An 18,065-nucleotide genomic window follows, 5' to 3' on the forward strand; every position below is an offset into this window, starting at 1 on the left:
TCCAATGGTGAGCTACATCGCAGTTCTCCCGCAGTGCCAGGAAGATTAGGCAATTTAACCCAGTGGCTTGAGCGCGGTTAAAGTTCTGCTCAATGTAGGTGATGATGTCTTCTGGCTTAATTTCTGTTAGATTCATGTTCGTCAACTTTTAATGTGATTGTTCTCCGATTGAATTTGGGATCTCATCGAGAGTGTTTCGCCCTGGATTTGTTACTTTTAACGGCTGAAAACTCATCATCGAGGAAGCAAAGTAAATCCACATCGCCTTTGCCTCATCGCCTTCGAGGATGATTGCCTCTTCGCTATCTCCAATTAGAGAAATGAAAAGCTTTTCTCCCCTGCGTTCAATGGTGGTAACGTTTTCCAGATTGATGATCGTGTTTCCATCTACGCGGACTAAATAAGGTTTGTTGATCATTGACTGTTCCATGTCAGTTGTCAGTTGTCAGTTTCCCCTAGCAGGTCTTTGGCGTTCGCTCAGTGCTGGCAGGCTGCTATCTCTGCCTGGTTTGGGGCAGGGTTGTTCGTTTGGTCACTCGTCACTCAGCGCTAGCAGGTCTTTGATGTTTGCTCAGTGCTGGCAGGCTGCTATTTCTGCCCGGTTTGTACTGAGGACATTCTTGACGAAATAATTCTACCCTGGTTGAATAATGTTAGTCTAATACTACCAGGGTTAAATGTAAAGATAGTACAGGGGTAGAATTGAGGTAATGTACACGGGTAGAAAGAATGAGAAAGCCGCTGCACGGGCAGAAAAAGAAAGATCTAACGTTAACCTTGACTCCAGACGGAGTGGAGAAATTGGAGGCCAAAGCAAAAGCTCTTGGACTCAGCAAGAGCGAATTAATAGAACAGATAGCCAGGGATCAAGTCTCTTCGCCGCTGGAACAACAATTACTGGGGGAATGCTCGACCACCTGATTGAAGAATATGGCGATCAGGTGGCTCTTCAACAACAACAGATTCAGCGACTTAACGAGGATATAACCCATCGTTACAACGAAATAAAACGTCTTGAGTCCAGAATTCAAGAGTTTAAAATGCTTCGAGACGAATTTCAGAAACAATTTGAGGAAAAAGTATAAGCGCCGTCCGACCTCCGGGTTAGGACGGCTTTTCATGGGTATGTCGCCTACTGCCATCAGCAGGCGACGCATCTGTGATTATTCTTTTATGGTTGACCGCAGATCATTTAAAGGAAAACTGATTATGTCGCAAATAGAGCATTTTGACAAATTGCTGCAAGACGCACGCAGAGATGACGGCTACATCAATGCCACTAAGTGGTGCAAGCATTTTGGGTATGACTTGAGAAACTGGAAGCGATTGCCAGAAACAAAGGCTAGGTTAACGGAACTTTCTGAAAGATTAAAAATTAGTGAGTCAAATTCTGAAGTTGACAGACTAAGAATTACGGACTCAGTAGTTCAAGATTCTGCTTATACAGACAATACTGAGTGTGTGAAAATTACACACTCAGTAGTTCAAGACTCTGCTTATACAGACAATACTGAGTGTGTGAAAATTACACACTCAGTATCTCAACAGTCAGATAATACAACCAATACTGAGTCCGTAAAAATTACGTACTCAGTATCTAAAGAATTGATTTACACAAGTGGCAGAGGGTACAGCGCTGTTACCTGGATTCATCCAATCATGGCAGTTCACTTAGCCAGCTACCTAGACCCAGCTTTCGCTAACTATGTAGCCGAGATTTTTGTCAGGTACGTTGCTGCTGATCCAAAGCTTGCTGCTGACATTGCCTTAAGGCAGGAAACGACCGAGGGACTGGACATCATTAACAAGGCTGTTCAGGAGCGTTACGAGTTTCTTAACTCTAAGCTAATGAGAGCTTATTACATGGTCAGAGACGCTTGGGGAGATAAGCTACACTACAACACTCTTACTGAAGAAATTCAATTAAATGGGAGTCCTTTAGAGTTAAAGACTCTCAGAATCAAACTCGAACAGGAACTTCATGTCAAGGTCGCACATGAGGATGCGAGGCTAATCATAAAAACTCTAGCGATCGTCAATACCTATCCTTTAATGGCTCAAGCGGATCAGCAAAGATTTTTCCCAGCGTTTCGGACGTTCATCGAGAGAAGAAGCTTTGTACCAGCAAAAGAATCTCCGAGACCCCAAAAATCAAGTTGAGGCTTGATCCGCCTTTCCTAAGTTTTCCCCAATGCCTAATGACTAATGAAGACCTAGCCCAATCAATCCGCCCCCTGGTGGAGTACATCAAAATCCAAATTCCATGCCTTTGTGACCAGCACGCCGAAATATTAGCCACCCAGGTAATCGCAGGGTTGCCCCGCCTGTTTGCAGAACAACCAGAAACCTTCAGCCGTGCCCTATGCTCGACCCCGCAGATGAGAAAGTAGCCCAACTACTCAGCCAAACCGACGCCCAAATGCAGCGACTGGGGTGGACTGTAGCCCAAGGCAAAGAGCATTTGCAGAAGTATTACGGGGTGCGATCGCGCTTGCAGTTGAATGAAGAGGAGTTAGACAACTTTCTGCTGTTCTTGCAGCTTACCGACGCCGAAGAATCCCCAAAATCCAGCCAATAAAAAACCCCAGTCAGACAACTGGAGCAACAAAAAAAAAAGGATTTAATGTATGAAATATTTGCCAAGAAAGATTAAGGAATCAGTTCTTGATGCCTTCAATTGTAACATTAATTGGAGGGTAGCACAATGATTTTATCTACCCTTAATACTGTTGAAACAATTGCTACCACTCACTGGAATGAATGGAAAGATAGCGCTGTTAACGATGAAATAATCAATCGAAACGTGCGAACAATTTATGATTCCAGAGAAATCGATAAAATCTTAAATCGCAACACAAAAAACCGTCGTAAACACTCAGACAACCTAGTACCTGCATGGTGTGTTTCTGGCATAGATCCTTTAACAGGAGAAAACACCCTAGAGGGCGTACAAGTAAAACCAGATACATCCCCGCTTGATAAAAGGGGCAAACCTCAAAAGTATCTCGGTGCATCTGGAGCTAATGCTGTACCGCTATTCTTAAACACAGGAATTCCCGCATACTGGGAAGAAATTCTCAAAGATAAAAGCATCCCCATTATCATCACCGAAGGAGCAAAAAAAGCTGCTGCTGCTTTATCTCTGCTCATAGCAGCTATCAGTATTCCCGGCGTTAGCACCTGTAGAAAAAACGGCAGACTGCATTATTGGTTGGAATCGTTCGCAGGTTTTGGACGTACTTTTTACTTAGCCTTTGATGCTGATGTTTTAGATAAAAGACCAGTTCAGAATGCACTGATATCATTAGCACGCGATTTATCCGCTACTGGCTCCAAGGTGATGATTATCACGCTACCTTCTATTCAATTAAAAGGAATTGATGACTTTATTGCAGCCAAAGGTGAAGATGAGTTTAGAAAACTGGTTGACGAAGCACTCACTATAGAGGAGTGGAAAAAAGATTTGGATGAAAAACGCAAAGAACAAGAATTTGAATTTGAAGACGAAGACAGAAAATCCAAACTCTACCGTGCTTACAAAATAATTAAGCGGGGATGGGGCGATTCCATTCGATTAAACCAGCTTAAACAACGCGTTGAGATGGATGAATCGACTATGGACTTAGACCATTTAAAACTTTACATAGCTGAGGAATTTGACATCGACATTTCAAAGGAAGATTCACATTCAATAGTTATGGCAATAGCAAAAAGCCAAGCTTACAGTCCTGTGGTTGAATACCTTGATTCTCTAGCAGCAAGATACCCTAATCCAGACTTGTCAATTCTGGATAACTTCGCCTTTAAATACTTTGGGACTACCGACCCGCTACACAATACGTACATCAAAAAATCACTCATTGCCGCAGTGGCCAGAGCCAGAAGACCAGGAGAAAAAGCAGAAGATATTTGTGTTTTGGTCGGCGGGCAGGGACTTCGCAAAAGCACCTTTTGGAAAGAACTGTTCGGCGCTGACTGGTTCACCGATGAATTTACCGCCAGTGGAGAGAGAGATGAACTCATGAAGCTTCATCGCTTTTGGGGCATCGAACTGGGGGAAATCGAACATATATATAAGAAGGCCGACGTTAGCTCGATTAAAAAATTCCTGAGCAACACAGTTGACCCGTACCGCATTCCCTATGACCGAGAAATCAAAGAACATCCCAGATCTTGCCTGCTAGTGGGCACTTCAAATGAGCAAGAGCTACTCCACGACCCCACAGGTAACCGCCGATTCTTTATCATCCCAGTTACTAAAATGATTCCCATTGAGGAATTAATCCGCGATCGCGATTTGATTTGGGCGGCCGCCAATCATCTTTATCAACAGGGGCATCTTTGGTATCTCACTCATGCAGAAAAGGCATTGCAAGCTGAAGCCAACAAGGAGTACCAATCTTCAGACCCTTGGGAAGAAGTAATTTCGCTGTATGTCAAAAACAAGGAAGGGATTACCACCCATGACATTCTGCTCAACGCTTTGCAAATCGAAACAGGGCGTCAGGACAAGGTGGCAGAGAGAAGAGTGTCAGCCGTCATGAGACAAAACGGATGGCAGCAGCAGAGAAAATGGGTCAACGGTCATGCGTTACGTTGTTGGTTCAGAAAAGTTGAGAAAACATCTGGATCATCTGGATCATCTGGATCAACCCAGACACAGCAAGGGTTTGAACATGATCCAGATAGTTTTCCACATCTGGATCATCTGGATCAGTATTCTCAGCTTTCATTGATTGAAACGACACATACCTCAGTCAGTGATCCAGATGATCCAGATACCCAAAAACATCTGGATCATCCAGAACCCGCTCACAGCAAGCTTGATCCAGATGATCCAGATGATCCAGATGTTTTGCCAAACTTTTCTGAAAATAATGTTGCACGCAAAGACGAAGTAGCCGGCGCTGCTGTCACCCGTCCAGCAAAGTGCCGCTACTACCAAATAGTCGAAGTTAAGCCCACCATCTTTAAAATCGAGACAGACTTTGGAACGGTCGATGTCAGCGCTGAACCCTACCGCCGTCTTGGAACTGGTGACAGCAAAATCTGGTTTGAATTCCAAACCCCAGACAGCCAGACGTTAACCAAGAGTATCAAGGGAGATTCAGATGCAAGAGTGCTACCCAGGTTAGCCAAAGAATCTAACGTGATTCAGCAGTGGCAGGAGAGGCGAAGAAAGGACTTCAGTTCCAAAATTGAAACTTGCAAGTTCAAAGTAAGAATTTTGGGAGAGGAAGATTACGAGTGGATTGATGATTGCATTCTCCAAGGTGTACCCAATTCGCCATCTAGAACCCACTTCACATTCAAAACTCCTAAGAACACACTCATCACTGCTTACTTTGGGGAGTTTGAGGAGATGTAGCCAATAAAAACGCGATCGCCTTTTTGGTGCGGTGGGGCGATCGCGCTTGATGAAAGTTACAAATCCTGTAAGAACTTTCAGCGTATTCGCCCTAGCCGGTTTTGTCCTGCCGATGGTTTTTAAAGATTTGTATAAATTATTTTGCTGCTAGATTCAGTACAGCTACTCATGCTGTTGAAATTGAATTTGCAGTATCACTTCCTGTTTTACCCTCACAGAAGGTAAAACAGGTATATTTTTGATTACGAAAATCAGCAGGAACTCTATAATCTAGTCTTCACAATGTGTAGAGACTGTAAACCCACTTCCGAAATTACATAAAAGTGGAAGATTTACGAATTTTTGAATAAGCCATACAACGGATTTATCCACCTCATCAAAAATCTAGTTTTATGCCAGCAGAACCAACTTTAGTGCAAGTATTCGGGACTGGAGCCACACAGGATATCAATACCTTGACAATTCAAAAATCAGCATTAGCCGCAGTTGGGCTAACCGCTTCCTCAAGTAATACTGCTGAATCTTTGATGGTGGCTTTGCTACTTTTGGCAGCTTCCTATTTAAATACCACCAACCAAGATTCTACAAATACAGATATTCAAGTAACTATTGCTGATAGTGGTTTTCCGCAATTAGTGACCCGCAACAGTGCCCAGTGGAGACAAATAACTTATAACGTTAATCTGCAAACGCCTGATACAGGATTTAGTATTGACCCGGACAATTACTAATGGCAGTTGCGACAAGAACGATTACGACTCTATCTGCACCTTTCACTCAAGCTCAACTTAGTACAGCACTACAAACAGCTTTTACTAATGCTGGTTTTTCATCGCTATTTGATAGTTATACAAGCGGTACTGATTTAATATTGGTTTATGAGTTTGTAGTTGATGCAAGCAAGACTTTTGGAAAAACGTACTTAAGGGTACGCATCAGCAACACCTTCATTATTTACCAGCAACTATATGCAACTTGGAATACTGTTTCTAAAACAGGAACAGGAAGCAGTTCCGAGGTGACTTATTCGACGTTACTGAATAACGTCAACGTCACTTTCAACGCGTTAAATGCAACCAGTGAAACTAGGTTAATCCTAGTTACCCAAGGCACAACTTTCCTACCACTTGGGATGATCGTACCTACGACCATGCGTAATAGCTGGAATCTAAATAGCTATACAAATGGCTATATTTTTACTAGCAATATGATGACGGTTTTACGTTCTTCGGGCCAAACGCAATATTCATCGGCTGACAATGACATTGCTTTGTCTGGATCGAGTAGATTAGGAACCGCTAACGTCGTGGACAATGAGAGAGACGTACTCTCCGGGCTAATATTACTGAACCAAAGTAATACGGGCTTTGCTGGTAAGACTAGCGACGATATTGCCGTGATTAGTGCTTCTGGCAGCACGAGGTACGATGTCATTCTAAGAACAGGAACATCACAACAGTATTTGTTGATTAACAATGGTTCCGGTGGACTGGCGGTGAGGATTGTTTAATGTTCTTCACTATGTCTGACACATTTTCAGCGACCGCCAATAGTTCGGGAAGCGTGGTATCAGTATCAACAATTGACACATCAGTATTTATCAGCACTGGCAATGTGGTTGCTGTTCCTGGTTTAAATACATGCCTATCATCAAAGATTTGTAATTTTGGGTTTAAGTTGGAACCACACTTTACACCCGACGTTTTTCGCACTTTGTTCGGTGATAACGCATTTCAAGATGCCAACAAATTGGTTATTCACAAAGATGAATTACCGGGTTTGACTCCATCAATAAGCAACACAGCAGAAAGTCTGCTTGTTGGTTTAATCAATCGTTCAATTGCTAATTCTGGAGGGGTCAATTTTTTGAAGATTAGTATTAATTATTGGGGAAGAGGCTATACGGACGGATTGAGGATTGATACCGTTTTGATAGACATGTGCAAACTCGCCGAATACGACGGAAGCCTATTACTTGAATCGAATTATTTTGACGTGGTAAGCCCAATTGATTATTGATATGCCAACATACTGTAATGAATTAAATAAAAAAGCGACCGTCACGCTAAAAAAGAACGGTAAAACTATCAAAATTACATCGGACAAGCCACCAGTAACGATGACTTGCAAGAACAGCGAAAATCCACCAGACTGTACCAAAATTAAGGTAAGGGTGCGATACAAAGAAAGAAGCACTACTACAGGATCTGAAATTAGTGGTAGTTTCACCGCAAGCCTTTACTCTCCGGTACTTGGAATAAGGATCGGTGGGCAAGCTAGCAACATTGAACTCAATAGCAGAGGACTCGCCAGCGGCTCGTGTACAACACAGATGTGGAGAGTACACGCTAGCAACTCTGGCACAAGCTATCGATATTTAGAAGCTTACATTGAGTCCATCGAATTACTGTCACCACCCCCGAATAGTCAACCGTCATCGAAAGGTATCGTTATCCGCGATGTAACGGGAGGCATTATTTTCGATGACGACGCTATCGATTGTGACTGGTCAGTGCAATGCGATGACGATTGTCCGGAGGGTACGTGTAAGTGCATATCCCCTATTTACCCAGGATATTGCTGTTTAGATTGCGAATCTATAGCCGCAAGTATTCACGCAATTACTAATGAATTAAGGTCTAAAAATGGCTGATACCTGCGCTAGTTTATCGGCGGAAATTGCCGCGCTTAGGGCGGAAATAGCACGTATTCCCCGCATTAATGAAGCCAGAATAATTAATGAAGCAAAGATACAAGCTAAGGATTTAATATTGCCAATAGTAATCTCTTACGTCGCTTCACAATTGAAGCCAGTTCGAGAGGCAATATCAATTTTAGAAAATACTTTATTTAAGCTTTCAGGGCAAATTACTAATATTCTAGGTAAGATAACTGCATTAGAAACAGCGGTTATCAATGCTTTAAAAACTGCTGCCAGTGCATTAGGAATAAGCAATGAAGCTATAAGAAGAGTAGCGGCACTATTCGCCCGAATAGCACCCTTGTTAAATGTCCTTGGGCAAATATTGAATTTATTAGGGGTAATTGGAACATTAGAAACTTTGGGTGCTCGTATTGATGCTATAGAAAGCCAAGTAATTTCTATCGGTAACGATGTCTCTCGCGTACTTGGTAAATTGCTAGGGTTGCAAAATCGCATTACCGGATTAGAAGGTGTAGTTCCTGGAATACGTGATTTAGCACGAGAAGCATTGTCGGTTGGCAACAATGCAGCAAGCATTGGAAGAGATGCCCGCAGCGCAGCAGGTTTAGCCCAAAGTACAGCAAACCAAGCCCAAAGTACAGCGAACCAAGCACAAACCACTGCTGACGGGGCGGTGCGTAATGCCAAGCAAGCTAATGACAATGCAACAACCGCATACAACAAGGCTAGGGAAGCTCAGGGAATAGGAGAACAGGCGAGAAACCTTGCAGGGCAAGCGTTTAATAAGGCAGGTGAGGCTCTGGGAGTAGCGTTAACGGCGTTATCGCTTTATCAAAGCATCAAATATTTGAAGGGACTTAAGGGTGATCCAGGTATACCAGGTAGACCAGGACGAGATGGATTGAACGGTCGTAATGGTCTGGATGGGCGACCAGGACGAGACGGATTGCAAGGAGCGCCAGGGATTACACAAATAATACAGATTGCTGGTCGTCCTGGGCGAGATGGCAGAAACGGGCTTAATGGCTTACCAGGAAGAACTGGGCGAGATGGCTTACCGGGAAGAAATGGAGTAGATGCTGTGCCATATAACGATGCAGGGTTACGGGCTTTCATTGCAGCACAGCACGCGGGGACTAGGGCGAATAGCACAGCGCAGCATAGCACCACCAGGACTACAATTCTCACTCCGATCATGGCTGCACTAGCACCAATATTGGCGTTACTCAAGCAGATTTATGATGCAGTAATGGCGGTCAGCAATGCAGCAATATTGACATTGCTAAACATTGTCAATACAAAACTTGGTGATCAACTTGTTGGTGGTATTGCTGGCAAACTAACTCGTTTTGCTGATTGGTTGCAACTTGATAGAGCGCTAAATGTTTTAATTTTCGCTGCAACAGTTCACAATGCATTGATGCTATCGAATGACATAGGACAGACTTTAATTGGAGCGCTTAACAATGTCCTTCAATTAATAGGATTAAAAAAAGATGACGGAAGTGCTTTTGACATTGGATCTGTAATCAGTAGTTCTATCGAAAATTTAATTAAGGGAGCCGTCGGAGAAGATAACTATACCTCTCTTAGGGAATCATGGGCAAAAGCTAACAGGATTTATCAGGCTTCAGTCAACATATTAAACGCTTTTCAGGGATTATCATCGGCAATACTTACTGGGTTAGAGATGACGGCTGGTAAAGTCGCCAAGATAGGAAATGCTTTAAGAAAATCTGGAGAGGTTTTAGAAAATGCTTATGGCTGGATGAACCCTCAGCCAAAATTTAATCGTGTTACTCAAACTTTAGAAAGTTTGCAAAACGGGGCATCAACAATTCAAATGGTTACTCAAGCACCATTAGATATCATCAATGCTACTACTGAACTAACAACAGCGACAACTGAATTAACTAATGCAATTAAGCAAGATGATAATCCAGCTAACAAAGGTAAAGAATCACCAGAACCAGACAAGCTAAAAGCCGATCAAGCAGCAGCAAAACTTACTAGTGCAGCTTTAGAACTAACAGACTTAGATTTAGAACCAGACGAAGATTAATATGCCATTACCAGATAACTTTGATGAGTGGGAACATCTGCAAGATACTGTAAGACGTTGGCACAATAAAGCCGTCGATAAGTGGTTTAAAAATCAACCTGACAATGATATTTCTACCCCAAAGCCAAGTCTAAAACACGCTTGCAAAATGAAAGATGGTGATACAAGCACTATGACGATGATGAGGCTTTGGCTGTTTGAGATTACAGCAGGTCACGCTCAATCTTTGCAAACTCCTATTTATGGAATTCCTGTAACAGAACATCAAAGGAATGTTGAGTTTAAGCCACAAATAAAACTTTATTTCAAAGAAAGATTATCCCCAACTTCTGACAGGTTAAACCCTGCCACCGGCGAAATTACCTTTAGATTGATGAACGAGACGGGGCAAAGCTATACCAGAACTAAAGCTGAAGCAATAGCAAAGGACATAAAACGAGAATTTGGTAATCCTATCTTTGTCTGGGATAAGGGCATTTATTATTACTATTACCGCGATTTTGAGAGGGGGTACGATTTACGATTACTGGTTAAATCAAAAGCCGAGGGTGAACGCATAGCTAAAGCTGTTTTAGCTATTCAGGGACATCCATTTAGTGATGATTTCTCAGACTTTCAACAACACACAAGAACCTATTCTATGAATCCAGGAAATCAAACTATTTATGGTCAATCGGTCAAGAAGCCGGTTAAACGTCCCACAACAGAAGTTCGGTTTCGTTACGCTCAACTTTTTTTGCATGGTCGAGTAAAAGTCGTTAATCTGGTTGCGACACCAGAAGCAGCCCTCAAACAAGTAATTGAGCGATTGTCTGTCATCTAAAAATTTTCCGTGGATAACTATAGTAGTCGATGGTAAATAAATGCCTGAAAAGCAGTGCTAGAAAGGATTGTATCAACCGATTCACTTTGAGTACTGATGGCTAAAAGATTTAACAATTTGAAAGCTGCTTTAAAATTGCTTCGCCCATTAAGCGGAACTGGTGACGCTGTTGATTTGCCAGATACCACAGCATTGGGCTTTTTCCAGGCTGTACAAGCGGGTAAAAAAGCAGTTGAGTATGGAGACAGACCAGAAGGCAGCGAGCCAGGACAACTTTTACTTTACTCTTTAGTACCGTTTGCAACCCCAATTAACACGGCTCCAAAGGTAAAAACCTATCTTTCTAAGCGATCTGAAACTGGTTTTGGTACTGCTGGTATTGCTGCCGCAGATGCGAATATTTCAAAAGTGCCAGCTGATGTTGCCGCAGCAGTTGAGTTAGTCGGGTTTGTTGCAGCCAAAGCTGTTATTCGAGTTTCTGGAACGACATCAACTCAAAAAACTAGTAAACTAACCGGACAAAAATATAAAACTAAAGGTGGAAGCTCCTACAGCTATCCCATCGGTTTTGGCGTTGGCGAAACTGCCAAAGGCTTCAAAGATGTTAAAGAAGCTATTACTACCAAAGTAATAGCCAATGCTAACAGATCTGTTTCATTTACCCCAGAAATTTACCGCTAATGATTGAAGGAATTATAGGGGTAGAAATTCCCCTATATCCTCAAATGACTGAGGATGAAATTACACTTAGGCTAGAGCAAGAAGAAGCTGCACAACTAGGACTTACATGCTTGTTAAAAGGGCAGATAACGTTAGAAGAATACATGGATATTCTTGAGATGTGCGAAGTTGACATGGATGCTTATTGTCTAAATTTTGAGCAAAACTTGAATGCTGCGGGACTGATAATTGTGTGACTGGGATTAGTGATTCTCTTAACTGGGATTTGGTACAAAGGCAGACTTATATAGCAACTCCTGGCCCCGAAACTAGTTATATTCCTATTTCTCCTATCTCCATTGTTTGCGACAGTTATCTAATGATGTTTGGGTTTCGCAATGATTTAGCGAAATCTCATTGGAGGTTTGCAGCTAGAGTACACATGAAGCTGTTAACACTTCCATCATCTACTTCTGAATTTATGGCAAGTGTGGATGCTTTTAGTATTGGATGTGGACTCAGAGAACTGTCTTTAGTTAAATTCCCCAATTTAGGATTACTTCCTTTTGTTGCAGAGATTAGAATCCCTAAATGGCACAGGCAGATGTATATCGAGGTTTGGAAGTATTCAGGTGATGAAATTGATACAAATGCTCAGTCTTTAAGTTTAATTCAATCTCAATTAAGTCAAATTGAATCTCAAATTGATGCTCTTTAATTTAAATGACTACTACCTCTTCAATAATTGCTGTTAGCAATTCTTCACCAGTAATTACAGTAAGTTTGGAATCTGTTGGTATCTTCACTGGAATTTTGGTAAGTCTTTCTGTCTTGGGCACTCTAGCTGTAAAGCTTGTTAACAACTTGAATAATATTTCAAGCTCCATTGCTCAAATCAAAGAGGATTTAAAAGAACATGCTGATAATAAAGAAAAAATTCGGGATTTAGATAAAAAACTCGATTTGCATATTCAGGACTACATAAATCGAAAGGATACTGTAACCCTGTTAATCGCACAAGTAACACAAACACTTGAACACCGAACTAATCGCCTCTACACCTCTATGAAGGATGTTGAAGCTTATTTGCAAAAAACTGGAAGCTTTAAAATTCGTGAATTCCAAGACTTACGGAAGATGGATGAGGATAAACCCTTTGATAAGCTTTAGAGTTAATCACGAAAAATTACTGAGGTAATTTTAGTAATGGTTGTTACATATTTAAGATAAATAGTTTTCTTTTTATGCTAATAGCTCAATTACCTCAAACTTTTCTCCCTTGCGTAATATTGCTTTCCGCAGTTTTGATTGGGCTTATTTTGGTTGAGGAATTACCTCAGTCAGTCCAAAGATTTTTGAAATTTAATCTAAAAAAATTCTGGGTCAAGAAGAAGTAGTCAAAATCTCCGATTTTAAACTGTGGGGATTCACTCTAGCAATTTACTATCGCCGTGTTATTTTAGAGCCGACAGCCACCACCTTTATAAAATCGCGTGCGGGCAGATGGCTGTTTAGATTACTTCAAATTGTCAATTGTCGCCCTGCGTTCGCCATTCCAGCAAACGCAGGGTTTTTAACTTTAATGCTTGGGCTATAATGCCGTGTTACACGGCAATAGAGAGATTTTTATGAATAAAGGTGGTAGAACCTCAACGACTTGGGAAAGCGGTAGCACTTGGCAAAGTGGAAATACGAAGTTGATTCGCGTACCGGAGGCGATCGCGGATGAGGTGATGCGCTGCGCTAGGGAGATTGACGCGGGTAATGCCGTGTTACACGGCAATAGAGTCGATACAGTCCTAAACGCGATCGCCCAATATACTGAAATGCGCCAGAGCAATCGCCACCCAAACCAGCATTCTAAAGGGAAGGGGCTTGATACGCGATCGCGTACCTGGGATGAGTTGAGGCGATTCCAAAAGTGGATCGAAGAAAATCAGTAAAACTTATATTTAGCAGGCTGTTCGCGCTTCTTGTGGTCACGTTTTGGTCACTAAAAACAATTCAACCCCGTAGGTGCGAACTACAGGGTTGAGGTGTGGCGAGTGCCAGGAACCAGACTTGAACTGGTGACACGAGGATTTTCAGTCCTCTGCTCTACCGACTGAGCTATCCCGGCTGGGGCTTTTATTTGAGCCACGATTAATAAATGTAGCAAAGATAAAATGAATTTGCAATAGGTTGTAGAAAAATATTTATGCAGCTTTCAAGGTTAACTTAAACCAAATGACAACAATTAAAAAGAGTAGAAACTGGACAAGAACAATACTTGGGCCAGAAGCTAGGTTGAAAAGACCTGACACAATGATTCCAGTAATGCTGCTGATGGAACCGACTATTACCGAAGTGACTAAAAAGCGACTAAAGTGGTGACTCATTAGTTTGGCTGTGGAGGCGGGAATAACCAAAAAAGCATTGACCAGTAAAACGCCAACAGCTTTAATCGCTACAGCAACGGCGAGTGAAAGTAAGACCACAAAGGCGTAGCGGTACAATTGCACAGGAATACCCTGAACTTGCGCCACATCTGGGTTAAGTGTCAATAAAATTTGCTGTTGCAGAGTTGATAGTAAAAATATGCAACCTCCCACAAGTACCAGCAGCGTCAAAATCAAATCTGTGGCATCAAGCGCCAGAATATCGCCAAAGAGTACTGCCATCAAGTTACCACGATATCCTTTTATGAGACTAGTGAGAATTAGCCCGATCGCTAATGCCCCAGATAGCACTATACTAAGTACGCTATCGCTACCTAAGTCGGTTTTGTCGATAAAGTAGAGGACAATAACACCAAAAATTAAAGTAAAAGGTAAAAGCATCCAGGTAGGATTTACCTGTAACAGGACACCCAAGGCCACACCTACCAATGCTGCATGACCAACGGCGTGACTGAAAAAAGACAGTTGGCGCAAGGTAACAAAACTACCCAACATCCCACCAAGTATTCCCATCAGTAGAGCTTCTGCGATCGCCCGCTGCATAAAGGGGTATTGTAATAAGCTGACCAAGTTATTACTATTGGCGATCGCTAGCCAAGCTATCTGACAATTATTGAAGAAATCCATACTTATGGGCAATGCCCTTGATAAGTTATCACAAGCAAGGTTGTAATGTATTTTATCTGAAGCCGAGTCAAGTTTTGAATTTAAAACTTTCAAGAAAAATAGGGAGTGTGGAGATGGGAGGATAAGAGGACAAGGGGACAAGGGGATCAGGGTAATGACCCATGCCCAATGCCGAATGACCAATGCCCCATACCCAACTCAATTGTGATTGTGCTGATAGCGGCTGAAGCCTGGGCCGTAGGTTGCTAAGAGGTTTTGTGGTGAAAGGGCAATTTCGGGCTTTCCAGTGCAAACAATGGTTTGATTGAGACAAAGCACGCGATCGCAATGACGGCTGACCATATCAATATCATGGGAAACTTGCAATACTGTCCAACCCTCTTCCCGCTTTAATTCATTTAGCAAAGCGTAAAAATCTGCGGCGCCTTGTACATCAACCCCAGCAAAGGCTTCGTCTAGTACCAGCAATTTGCGTGGCTTCACCAGACAATAAGCCAACAACACCCGCTTCAGCTGACCACCGCTAAGAGTACCAATAGCTTGATGCTGTAAATGATAAGCATCAGTTCGCCGCAAAGCTTCTGTGACTGCTAACGATTTATCCTGATCTTGTGTCCACAACTTTGAGAAAAATAAATTCTCCCTTTTGCCTTTTGCCTTTTGCCTTTTGCCTTCAGTTGTCCATCCTAGTCCTACCAATTCCCTGACAGAAATCGGAAAGCTGCGGTCAAAGAAGAAGTTTTGCGGCATATAGCCCAACAAGTGACGTAAACGCCCCAACTTTGCAATTGGACTATCCAATATTTCAATCGTACCAGCACTTCGAGGTATCAAATCTAAAACAGCTTTTATCAAAGTACTTTTACCAGCACCGTTGGGGCCAACTATAGCTGTATCTGTTCCTGGCAACAATTCAAAGGAAACATCTCGTATAGCTAAATAACTGCCTTGATAGACTGTTAATCCTTCTACTTTTAAAATAGCAATGTTATTAGTCATTAGTCATTAGTCATTAGTCATTAATCATTAGTCATTAATCATTAGTCATTAATCATTAGTCAAGGACAAATAACCAACAACTAATGAATAACCTATTTACAGGCAGTTTCTAGAGTTTTTAAGTTAGCTTTCATGGCTTTGAAATAATACTGTGGATCTGTTTGACCAGTTTCCAGAGAATCCAAAGTACGCAAACTTAATTTCAAGTCTTTTGAGAGACTAGTCAGCAATTTATTATCTACTCCTGGTTCGCTAAATAAGGCTTTAACTTTATATTTTTTAACGGCGTTGACTGCATTTTGCACATCTGTTGGTGAAAGTTGATCTTCGGGAATTTCTACCACCGCAACTTGCATGAGGTTATAGCGTTTGGCTAAGTATGGAAACGCATCATGAAAGGTCACAAAGGTGCAACTCGGAGCTTGTTGTAATGTCTGCTGAAATTCACTGTTTAAACTTTCTAATTCTTTAATATAAGCCGCAGCATTAGCCTCATAAGTAGCTTTATTCCCTGCGTCAGCAGCTATTAAACCATCGCGAATATTAGTTACTTGCTGTTTTGCCAAAACTGGATCTAACCAAACGTGAGGATTACCTTTACCATGTTCGTGGTCACGATCGTCTTCATCTTTCGCCGTTTTTTCAACAGGTGAAATTTCATTTAATGGTTTAATATCTTTACTAGCATCAATTTCTGTTAATTTATAATTTTGAGCATTTTTGACAGTATCTTCCAAAAATTCCTCCAGCCCTAAACCATTTTTTACTAATACGTTGGCAGTGGCGATCGCTTTAACATTTTCTGGTGTCGCTTGGTATTCATGTACCTCCGTACCAGGTGGCACTAAAATTTCCACATCTGCAACATCTCCAGTCACTGCCTTAGTAAACAAATATATCGGCAAAAATGTTGTCACTACTTTAGTTTTTGCCGGCTGTGCTTTTGGGGTAGATGCAGCCTCCTGTGCTTGTGGCAACTGTTGGGCAGTTGTTCCTTGATTCTGATTCGATTCACTACAGCCAGTAGCCATCGACAATACTAGCAAAGCAATTAATGATACGATGCCGTTTCCTTGTCTGTATGGTCTAAATTTTCTCCAATTTCCCGTCACAGTCTTTCCTCCCCAAAACCGATGCTTACTGTGCCTTTGCCACAATTTTTGTAATGATACTTATTCTACATCGTAGACTATAATAATTCTCATTCTCAATTGAAGTCATTTTATTTTTGAGTATAAATAACTACAACAAACTTTTTTAGGAGGATGCCTCTGCAATTAAGTTTTCCCAAAATATCCCTCTCCTAAGAAACAGTATTTGCTTGGGGCTGAGGAGTAAGTTCAAAACCTAAAGCTAGAGCCTTTTTCTGGAGGTTATTGATAATTCGTTCTTGGTAATGTTGCTCATAATAATCCATGCCAGAATCTTGATATTTACCTCCATTCGTCCAAAGTCGGTAAAAAATTCGTGCCAGCTTATGAGCAGTAGCAGTGATAGCTTTGGGCGTAGCAAGGCGAGAACGTAAGCGACGATAAAAAGCACTCAAGGCAGAATTGCTCTTGCCAGCTGTTTGTGCCGCCATTCGGAAAGCATTGGCAGCAGGGTTAACCACCAAGCGAGTTTGAGAACTTTTAACTTTACCACCAGTGATGCGATTGCAAGGGTAAAGACCAAGCCAGGAAGTAAAATGTTTAACAGTTGGGAATCGGGTAGGATCTAAACCAACCTCTGAAATAATGGTCTGTACGGGCTTGTATTCATTGCCTCATGAAGCTTCTAGCGATCGCCCTCCCGGAGACTGACAGAAGCTGTTTACGGACGCTATCGCTTCCGTTATGGATGGAAGAAACAAAATTAAGATGCACCGAAAAAAATTACACTTTTATTGTGTCCTGACAGTTAAGACCGATCCCCCAATGGTGCCTTGTCGCCCGTACAGAAGCTTGGTTCTGGGTTGAGACGTTTATGACATTGGTGAAATGGCTGCTATTATCCTGTTTAGGAGACTGTATATTCATTCGTCAACCCAGGTCAGGGCACACCTCCAATTGGTTAGTATGACTCTGCATTCGTGACGAAGCCTTTGATGAAAACACCAAAGTCAAAATCTCGTTTCCATCAACCAAGAACAAATGAAACTTCTGACTTAAGACCAATCAACCCAAATGCAGCGAGTATTGACATCGGTTCAGAATTTCACTGGGTGAGTGTCCCAAAAGATTGAGCGTCCGAGAGTGTCAGACGTTTTGGCTGTTACACTGCTGACTTGTATGCTCTTGCTGATCGGTTGGCCAAATGCGGAGTGAAAACTGTTTCTTAGGAGAGGGATACTATGGATTCCATCGCTGAGACCCATGAGTCTTTTATAGAGCATATAAACTAAAACCCCCTAGCATTGATGTGGGCTAGAGGGTAATAGTTAG

General features: G+C 42.0%; 23 protein-coding genes and 1 tRNA gene. 18 read left to right on the forward strand and 6 right to left on the reverse strand.

Features of this window, described 5'->3' with window-relative positions:
* Positions 1-148: 148 nt before the first annotated feature.
* Complete coding sequence (locus ACM0OY_RS35000; protein ID WP_414573353.1) at positions 149-430, reverse strand: hypothetical protein; 282 nt, start codon at positions 428-430, stop codon at positions 149-151.
* A 299-nt stretch (positions 431-729) separates the two neighbouring features.
* Between ACM0OY_RS35000 and ACM0OY_RS35005 the strand changes: the two genes are divergently transcribed.
* The 17 genes from ACM0OY_RS35005 to ACM0OY_RS35085 all read left to right on the forward strand — a co-directional run bounded on the left by ACM0OY_RS35005 (position 730) and on the right by ACM0OY_RS35085 (position 13,521).
* Positions 730-921: a ribbon-helix-helix domain-containing protein gene (locus ACM0OY_RS35005; RefSeq protein ID WP_414573354.1), complete on the forward strand. Its 192-nt coding sequence runs from the start codon at positions 730-732 to the stop codon at positions 919-921.
* The gene (locus ACM0OY_RS35010; RefSeq protein ID WP_414573355.1) at positions 906-1,085 is read left to right on the forward strand and encodes a hypothetical protein; all 180 of its coding nucleotides are present in this window, start codon (positions 906-908) and stop codon (positions 1,083-1,085) included. The genes ACM0OY_RS35005 and ACM0OY_RS35010 overlap by 16 nt, the downstream gene beginning before the upstream one ends.
* Positions 1,086-1,209: 124 nt before the next feature.
* Complete coding sequence (locus ACM0OY_RS35015; RefSeq protein ID WP_414573356.1) at positions 1,210-2,160, forward strand: KilA-N domain-containing protein; 951 nt, start codon at positions 1,210-1,212, stop codon at positions 2,158-2,160.
* 38 nt (positions 2,161-2,198) lie between these two features.
* Positions 2,199-2,390 (forward strand): hypothetical protein, encoded by a 192-nt coding sequence (locus tag ACM0OY_RS35020; RefSeq protein WP_414573357.1) that lies wholly within the window; start codon positions 2,199-2,201, stop codon positions 2,388-2,390.
* Positions 2,363-2,578 (forward strand): hypothetical protein, encoded by a 216-nt coding sequence (locus ACM0OY_RS35025; protein WP_414573358.1) that lies wholly within the window; start codon positions 2,363-2,365, stop codon positions 2,576-2,578. Before ACM0OY_RS35020 ends, ACM0OY_RS35025 begins: the two co-directional genes overlap by 28 nt.
* Before the next feature lie 126 nt (positions 2,579-2,704).
* Positions 2,705-5,368 (forward strand): VapE domain-containing protein, encoded by a 2,664-nt coding sequence (locus ACM0OY_RS35030; RefSeq protein ID WP_414573359.1) that lies wholly within the window; start codon positions 2,705-2,707, stop codon positions 5,366-5,368.
* Between the two features lie 392 nt (positions 5,369-5,760).
* On the forward strand, positions 5,761-6,099 hold the full coding sequence (locus tag ACM0OY_RS35035; RefSeq protein ID WP_414573360.1) for a hypothetical protein: 339 nt from the start codon (positions 5,761-5,763) through the stop codon (positions 6,097-6,099).
* A complete protein-coding gene (locus ACM0OY_RS35040; RefSeq protein ID WP_414573361.1) occupies positions 6,099-6,878 on the forward strand; it encodes a hypothetical protein in 780 nt (259 codons plus the stop codon). The genes ACM0OY_RS35035 and ACM0OY_RS35040 overlap by 1 nt, the downstream gene beginning before the upstream one ends.
* On the forward strand, positions 6,878-7,387 hold the full coding sequence (locus tag ACM0OY_RS35045) for a hypothetical protein (RefSeq protein WP_414573362.1): 510 nt from the start codon (positions 6,878-6,880) through the stop codon (positions 7,385-7,387). Before ACM0OY_RS35040 ends, ACM0OY_RS35045 begins: the two co-directional genes overlap by 1 nt.
* Position 7,388: 1 nt before the next feature.
* Positions 7,389-8,021, forward strand: a complete 633-nt coding sequence (locus tag ACM0OY_RS35050) for a hypothetical protein (protein ID WP_414573363.1) — start codon at positions 7,389-7,391, stop codon at positions 8,019-8,021.
* Positions 8,014-10,095 carry a hypothetical protein gene (locus ACM0OY_RS35055; protein WP_414573364.1) on the forward strand — a complete coding sequence of 694 codons (2,082 nt, stop codon included), beginning with the start codon at positions 8,014-8,016 and terminating at the stop codon, positions 10,093-10,095. The genes ACM0OY_RS35050 and ACM0OY_RS35055 overlap by 8 nt, the downstream gene beginning before the upstream one ends.
* A 1-nt stretch (position 10,096) precedes the next feature.
* Entirely contained in the window at positions 10,097-10,918 is an 822-nt protein-coding gene (locus ACM0OY_RS35060; protein WP_414573365.1) for a hypothetical protein, read from the forward strand.
* Positions 10,919-11,014: 96 nt separating this feature from the next.
* A complete protein-coding gene (locus ACM0OY_RS35065) occupies positions 11,015-11,599 on the forward strand; it encodes a hypothetical protein (protein ID WP_414573366.1) in 585 nt (194 codons plus the stop codon).
* The gene (locus tag ACM0OY_RS35070) at positions 11,599-11,835 is read left to right on the forward strand and encodes a hypothetical protein (protein WP_414573367.1); all 237 of its coding nucleotides are present in this window, start codon (positions 11,599-11,601) and stop codon (positions 11,833-11,835) included. Before ACM0OY_RS35065 ends, ACM0OY_RS35070 begins: the two co-directional genes overlap by 1 nt.
* Entirely contained in the window at positions 11,832-12,296 is a 465-nt protein-coding gene (locus tag ACM0OY_RS35075) for a hypothetical protein (protein ID WP_414573368.1), read from the forward strand. The genes ACM0OY_RS35070 and ACM0OY_RS35075 overlap by 4 nt, the downstream gene beginning before the upstream one ends.
* Positions 12,297-12,301: 5 nt before the next feature.
* On the forward strand, positions 12,302-12,748 hold the full coding sequence (locus tag ACM0OY_RS35080) for a hypothetical protein (protein ID WP_414573369.1): 447 nt from the start codon (positions 12,302-12,304) through the stop codon (positions 12,746-12,748).
* 458 nt (positions 12,749-13,206) lie between these two features.
* Positions 13,207-13,521 (forward strand): hypothetical protein, encoded by a 315-nt coding sequence (locus ACM0OY_RS35085; RefSeq protein ID WP_414573370.1) that lies wholly within the window; start codon positions 13,207-13,209, stop codon positions 13,519-13,521.
* Between the two features lie 103 nt (positions 13,522-13,624).
* Here ACM0OY_RS35085 and ACM0OY_RS35090 read toward each other — a convergent pair.
* The 5 genes from ACM0OY_RS35090 to ACM0OY_RS35110 all read right to left on the reverse strand — a co-directional run bounded on the left by ACM0OY_RS35090 (position 13,625) and on the right by ACM0OY_RS35110 (position 17,380).
* Positions 13,625-13,697, reverse strand: a tRNA-Phe gene (locus ACM0OY_RS35090).
* Between the two features lie 76 nt (positions 13,698-13,773).
* Positions 13,774-14,643, reverse strand: a complete 870-nt coding sequence (locus tag ACM0OY_RS35095; protein WP_414573371.1) for a metal ABC transporter permease — start codon at positions 14,641-14,643, stop codon at positions 13,774-13,776.
* A 198-nt stretch (positions 14,644-14,841) separates the two neighbouring features.
* A complete protein-coding gene (locus ACM0OY_RS35100) occupies positions 14,842-15,642 on the reverse strand; it encodes a metal ABC transporter ATP-binding protein (RefSeq protein ID WP_414573372.1) in 801 nt (266 codons plus the stop codon).
* A gap of 92 nt (positions 15,643-15,734) precedes the next feature.
* Positions 15,735-16,673: a metal ABC transporter substrate-binding protein gene (locus tag ACM0OY_RS35105; RefSeq protein WP_414573374.1), complete on the reverse strand. Its 939-nt coding sequence runs from the start codon at positions 16,671-16,673 to the stop codon at positions 15,735-15,737.
* A gap of 272 nt (positions 16,674-16,945) precedes the next feature.
* Complete coding sequence (locus ACM0OY_RS35110) at positions 16,946-17,380, reverse strand: transposase (RefSeq protein ID WP_414573375.1); 435 nt, start codon at positions 17,378-17,380, stop codon at positions 16,946-16,948.
* A gap of 348 nt (positions 17,381-17,728) precedes the next feature.
* Between ACM0OY_RS35110 and ACM0OY_RS35115 the strand changes: the two genes are divergently transcribed.
* Entirely contained in the window at positions 17,729-17,866 is a 138-nt protein-coding gene (locus tag ACM0OY_RS35115; protein WP_414573373.1) for a hypothetical protein, read from the forward strand.
* Positions 17,867-18,065 lie beyond the last annotated feature (199 nt).

It is taken from the genome of Nostoc sp. CCY 9925 (genome assembly GCF_963920935.1).
Lineage (GTDB): Bacteria > Cyanobacteriota > Cyanobacteriia > Cyanobacteriales > Nostocaceae > Nostoc.

What these genes read in the sequence shown, in the direction of transcription:
- ACM0OY_RS35070 (WP_414573367.1), top strand. Translation starts at nt 11,599, where the DNA reads ATGATTGAAGGAATTATAGGGGTAGAAATTCCCCTATATCCTCAAATG.
- ACM0OY_RS35085 (WP_414573370.1), top strand. Translation starts at nt 13,207, where the DNA reads ATGAATAAAGGTGGTAGAACCTCAACGACTTGGGAAAGCGGTAGCACT.
- ACM0OY_RS35080 (WP_414573369.1), top strand. Translation starts at nt 12,302, where the DNA reads ATGACTACTACCTCTTCAATAATTGCTGTTAGCAATTCTTCACCAGTA.
- ACM0OY_RS35025 (WP_414573358.1), top strand. Translation starts at nt 2,363, where the DNA reads ATGCTCGACCCCGCAGATGAGAAAGTAGCCCAACTACTCAGCCAAACC.
- ACM0OY_RS35015 (WP_414573356.1), top strand. Translation starts at nt 1,210, where the DNA reads ATGTCGCAAATAGAGCATTTTGACAAATTGCTGCAAGACGCACGCAGA.
- ACM0OY_RS35065 (WP_414573366.1), top strand. Translation starts at nt 11,015, where the DNA reads ATGGCTAAAAGATTTAACAATTTGAAAGCTGCTTTAAAATTGCTTCGC.
- ACM0OY_RS35105 (WP_414573374.1), bottom strand. Translation starts at nt 16,673, where the DNA reads ATGGCTACTGGCTGTAGTGAATCGAATCAGAATCAAGGAACAACTGCC.
- ACM0OY_RS35020 (WP_414573357.1), top strand. Translation starts at nt 2,199, where the DNA reads ATGACTAATGAAGACCTAGCCCAATCAATCCGCCCCCTGGTGGAGTAC.
- ACM0OY_RS35045 (WP_414573362.1), top strand. Translation starts at nt 6,878, where the DNA reads ATGTTCTTCACTATGTCTGACACATTTTCAGCGACCGCCAATAGTTCG.
- ACM0OY_RS35010 (WP_414573355.1), top strand. Translation starts at nt 906, where the DNA reads ATGCTCGACCACCTGATTGAAGAATATGGCGATCAGGTGGCTCTTCAA.
- ACM0OY_RS35055 (WP_414573364.1), top strand. Translation starts at nt 8,014, where the DNA reads ATGGCTGATACCTGCGCTAGTTTATCGGCGGAAATTGCCGCGCTTAGG.
- ACM0OY_RS35060 (WP_414573365.1), top strand. Translation starts at nt 10,097, where the DNA reads ATGCCATTACCAGATAACTTTGATGAGTGGGAACATCTGCAAGATACT.
- ACM0OY_RS35050 (WP_414573363.1), top strand. Translation starts at nt 7,389, where the DNA reads ATGCCAACATACTGTAATGAATTAAATAAAAAAGCGACCGTCACGCTA.
- ACM0OY_RS35040 (WP_414573361.1), top strand. Translation starts at nt 6,099, where the DNA reads ATGGCAGTTGCGACAAGAACGATTACGACTCTATCTGCACCTTTCACT.
- ACM0OY_RS35095 (WP_414573371.1), bottom strand. Translation starts at nt 14,643, where the DNA reads ATGGATTTCTTCAATAATTGTCAGATAGCTTGGCTAGCGATCGCCAAT.
- ACM0OY_RS35100 (WP_414573372.1), bottom strand. Translation starts at nt 15,642, where the DNA reads ATGACTAATAACATTGCTATTTTAAAAGTAGAAGGATTAACAGTCTAT.
- ACM0OY_RS35115 (WP_414573373.1), top strand. Translation starts at nt 17,729, where the DNA reads ATGAAAACACCAAAGTCAAAATCTCGTTTCCATCAACCAAGAACAAAT.
- ACM0OY_RS35035 (WP_414573360.1), top strand. Translation starts at nt 5,761, where the DNA reads ATGCCAGCAGAACCAACTTTAGTGCAAGTATTCGGGACTGGAGCCACA.
- ACM0OY_RS35000 (WP_414573353.1), bottom strand. Translation starts at nt 430, where the DNA reads ATGGAACAGTCAATGATCAACAAACCTTATTTAGTCCGCGTAGATGGA.
- ACM0OY_RS35005 (WP_414573354.1), top strand. Translation starts at nt 730, where the DNA reads ATGAGAAAGCCGCTGCACGGGCAGAAAAAGAAAGATCTAACGTTAACC.
- ACM0OY_RS35030 (WP_414573359.1), top strand. Translation starts at nt 2,705, where the DNA reads ATGATTTTATCTACCCTTAATACTGTTGAAACAATTGCTACCACTCAC.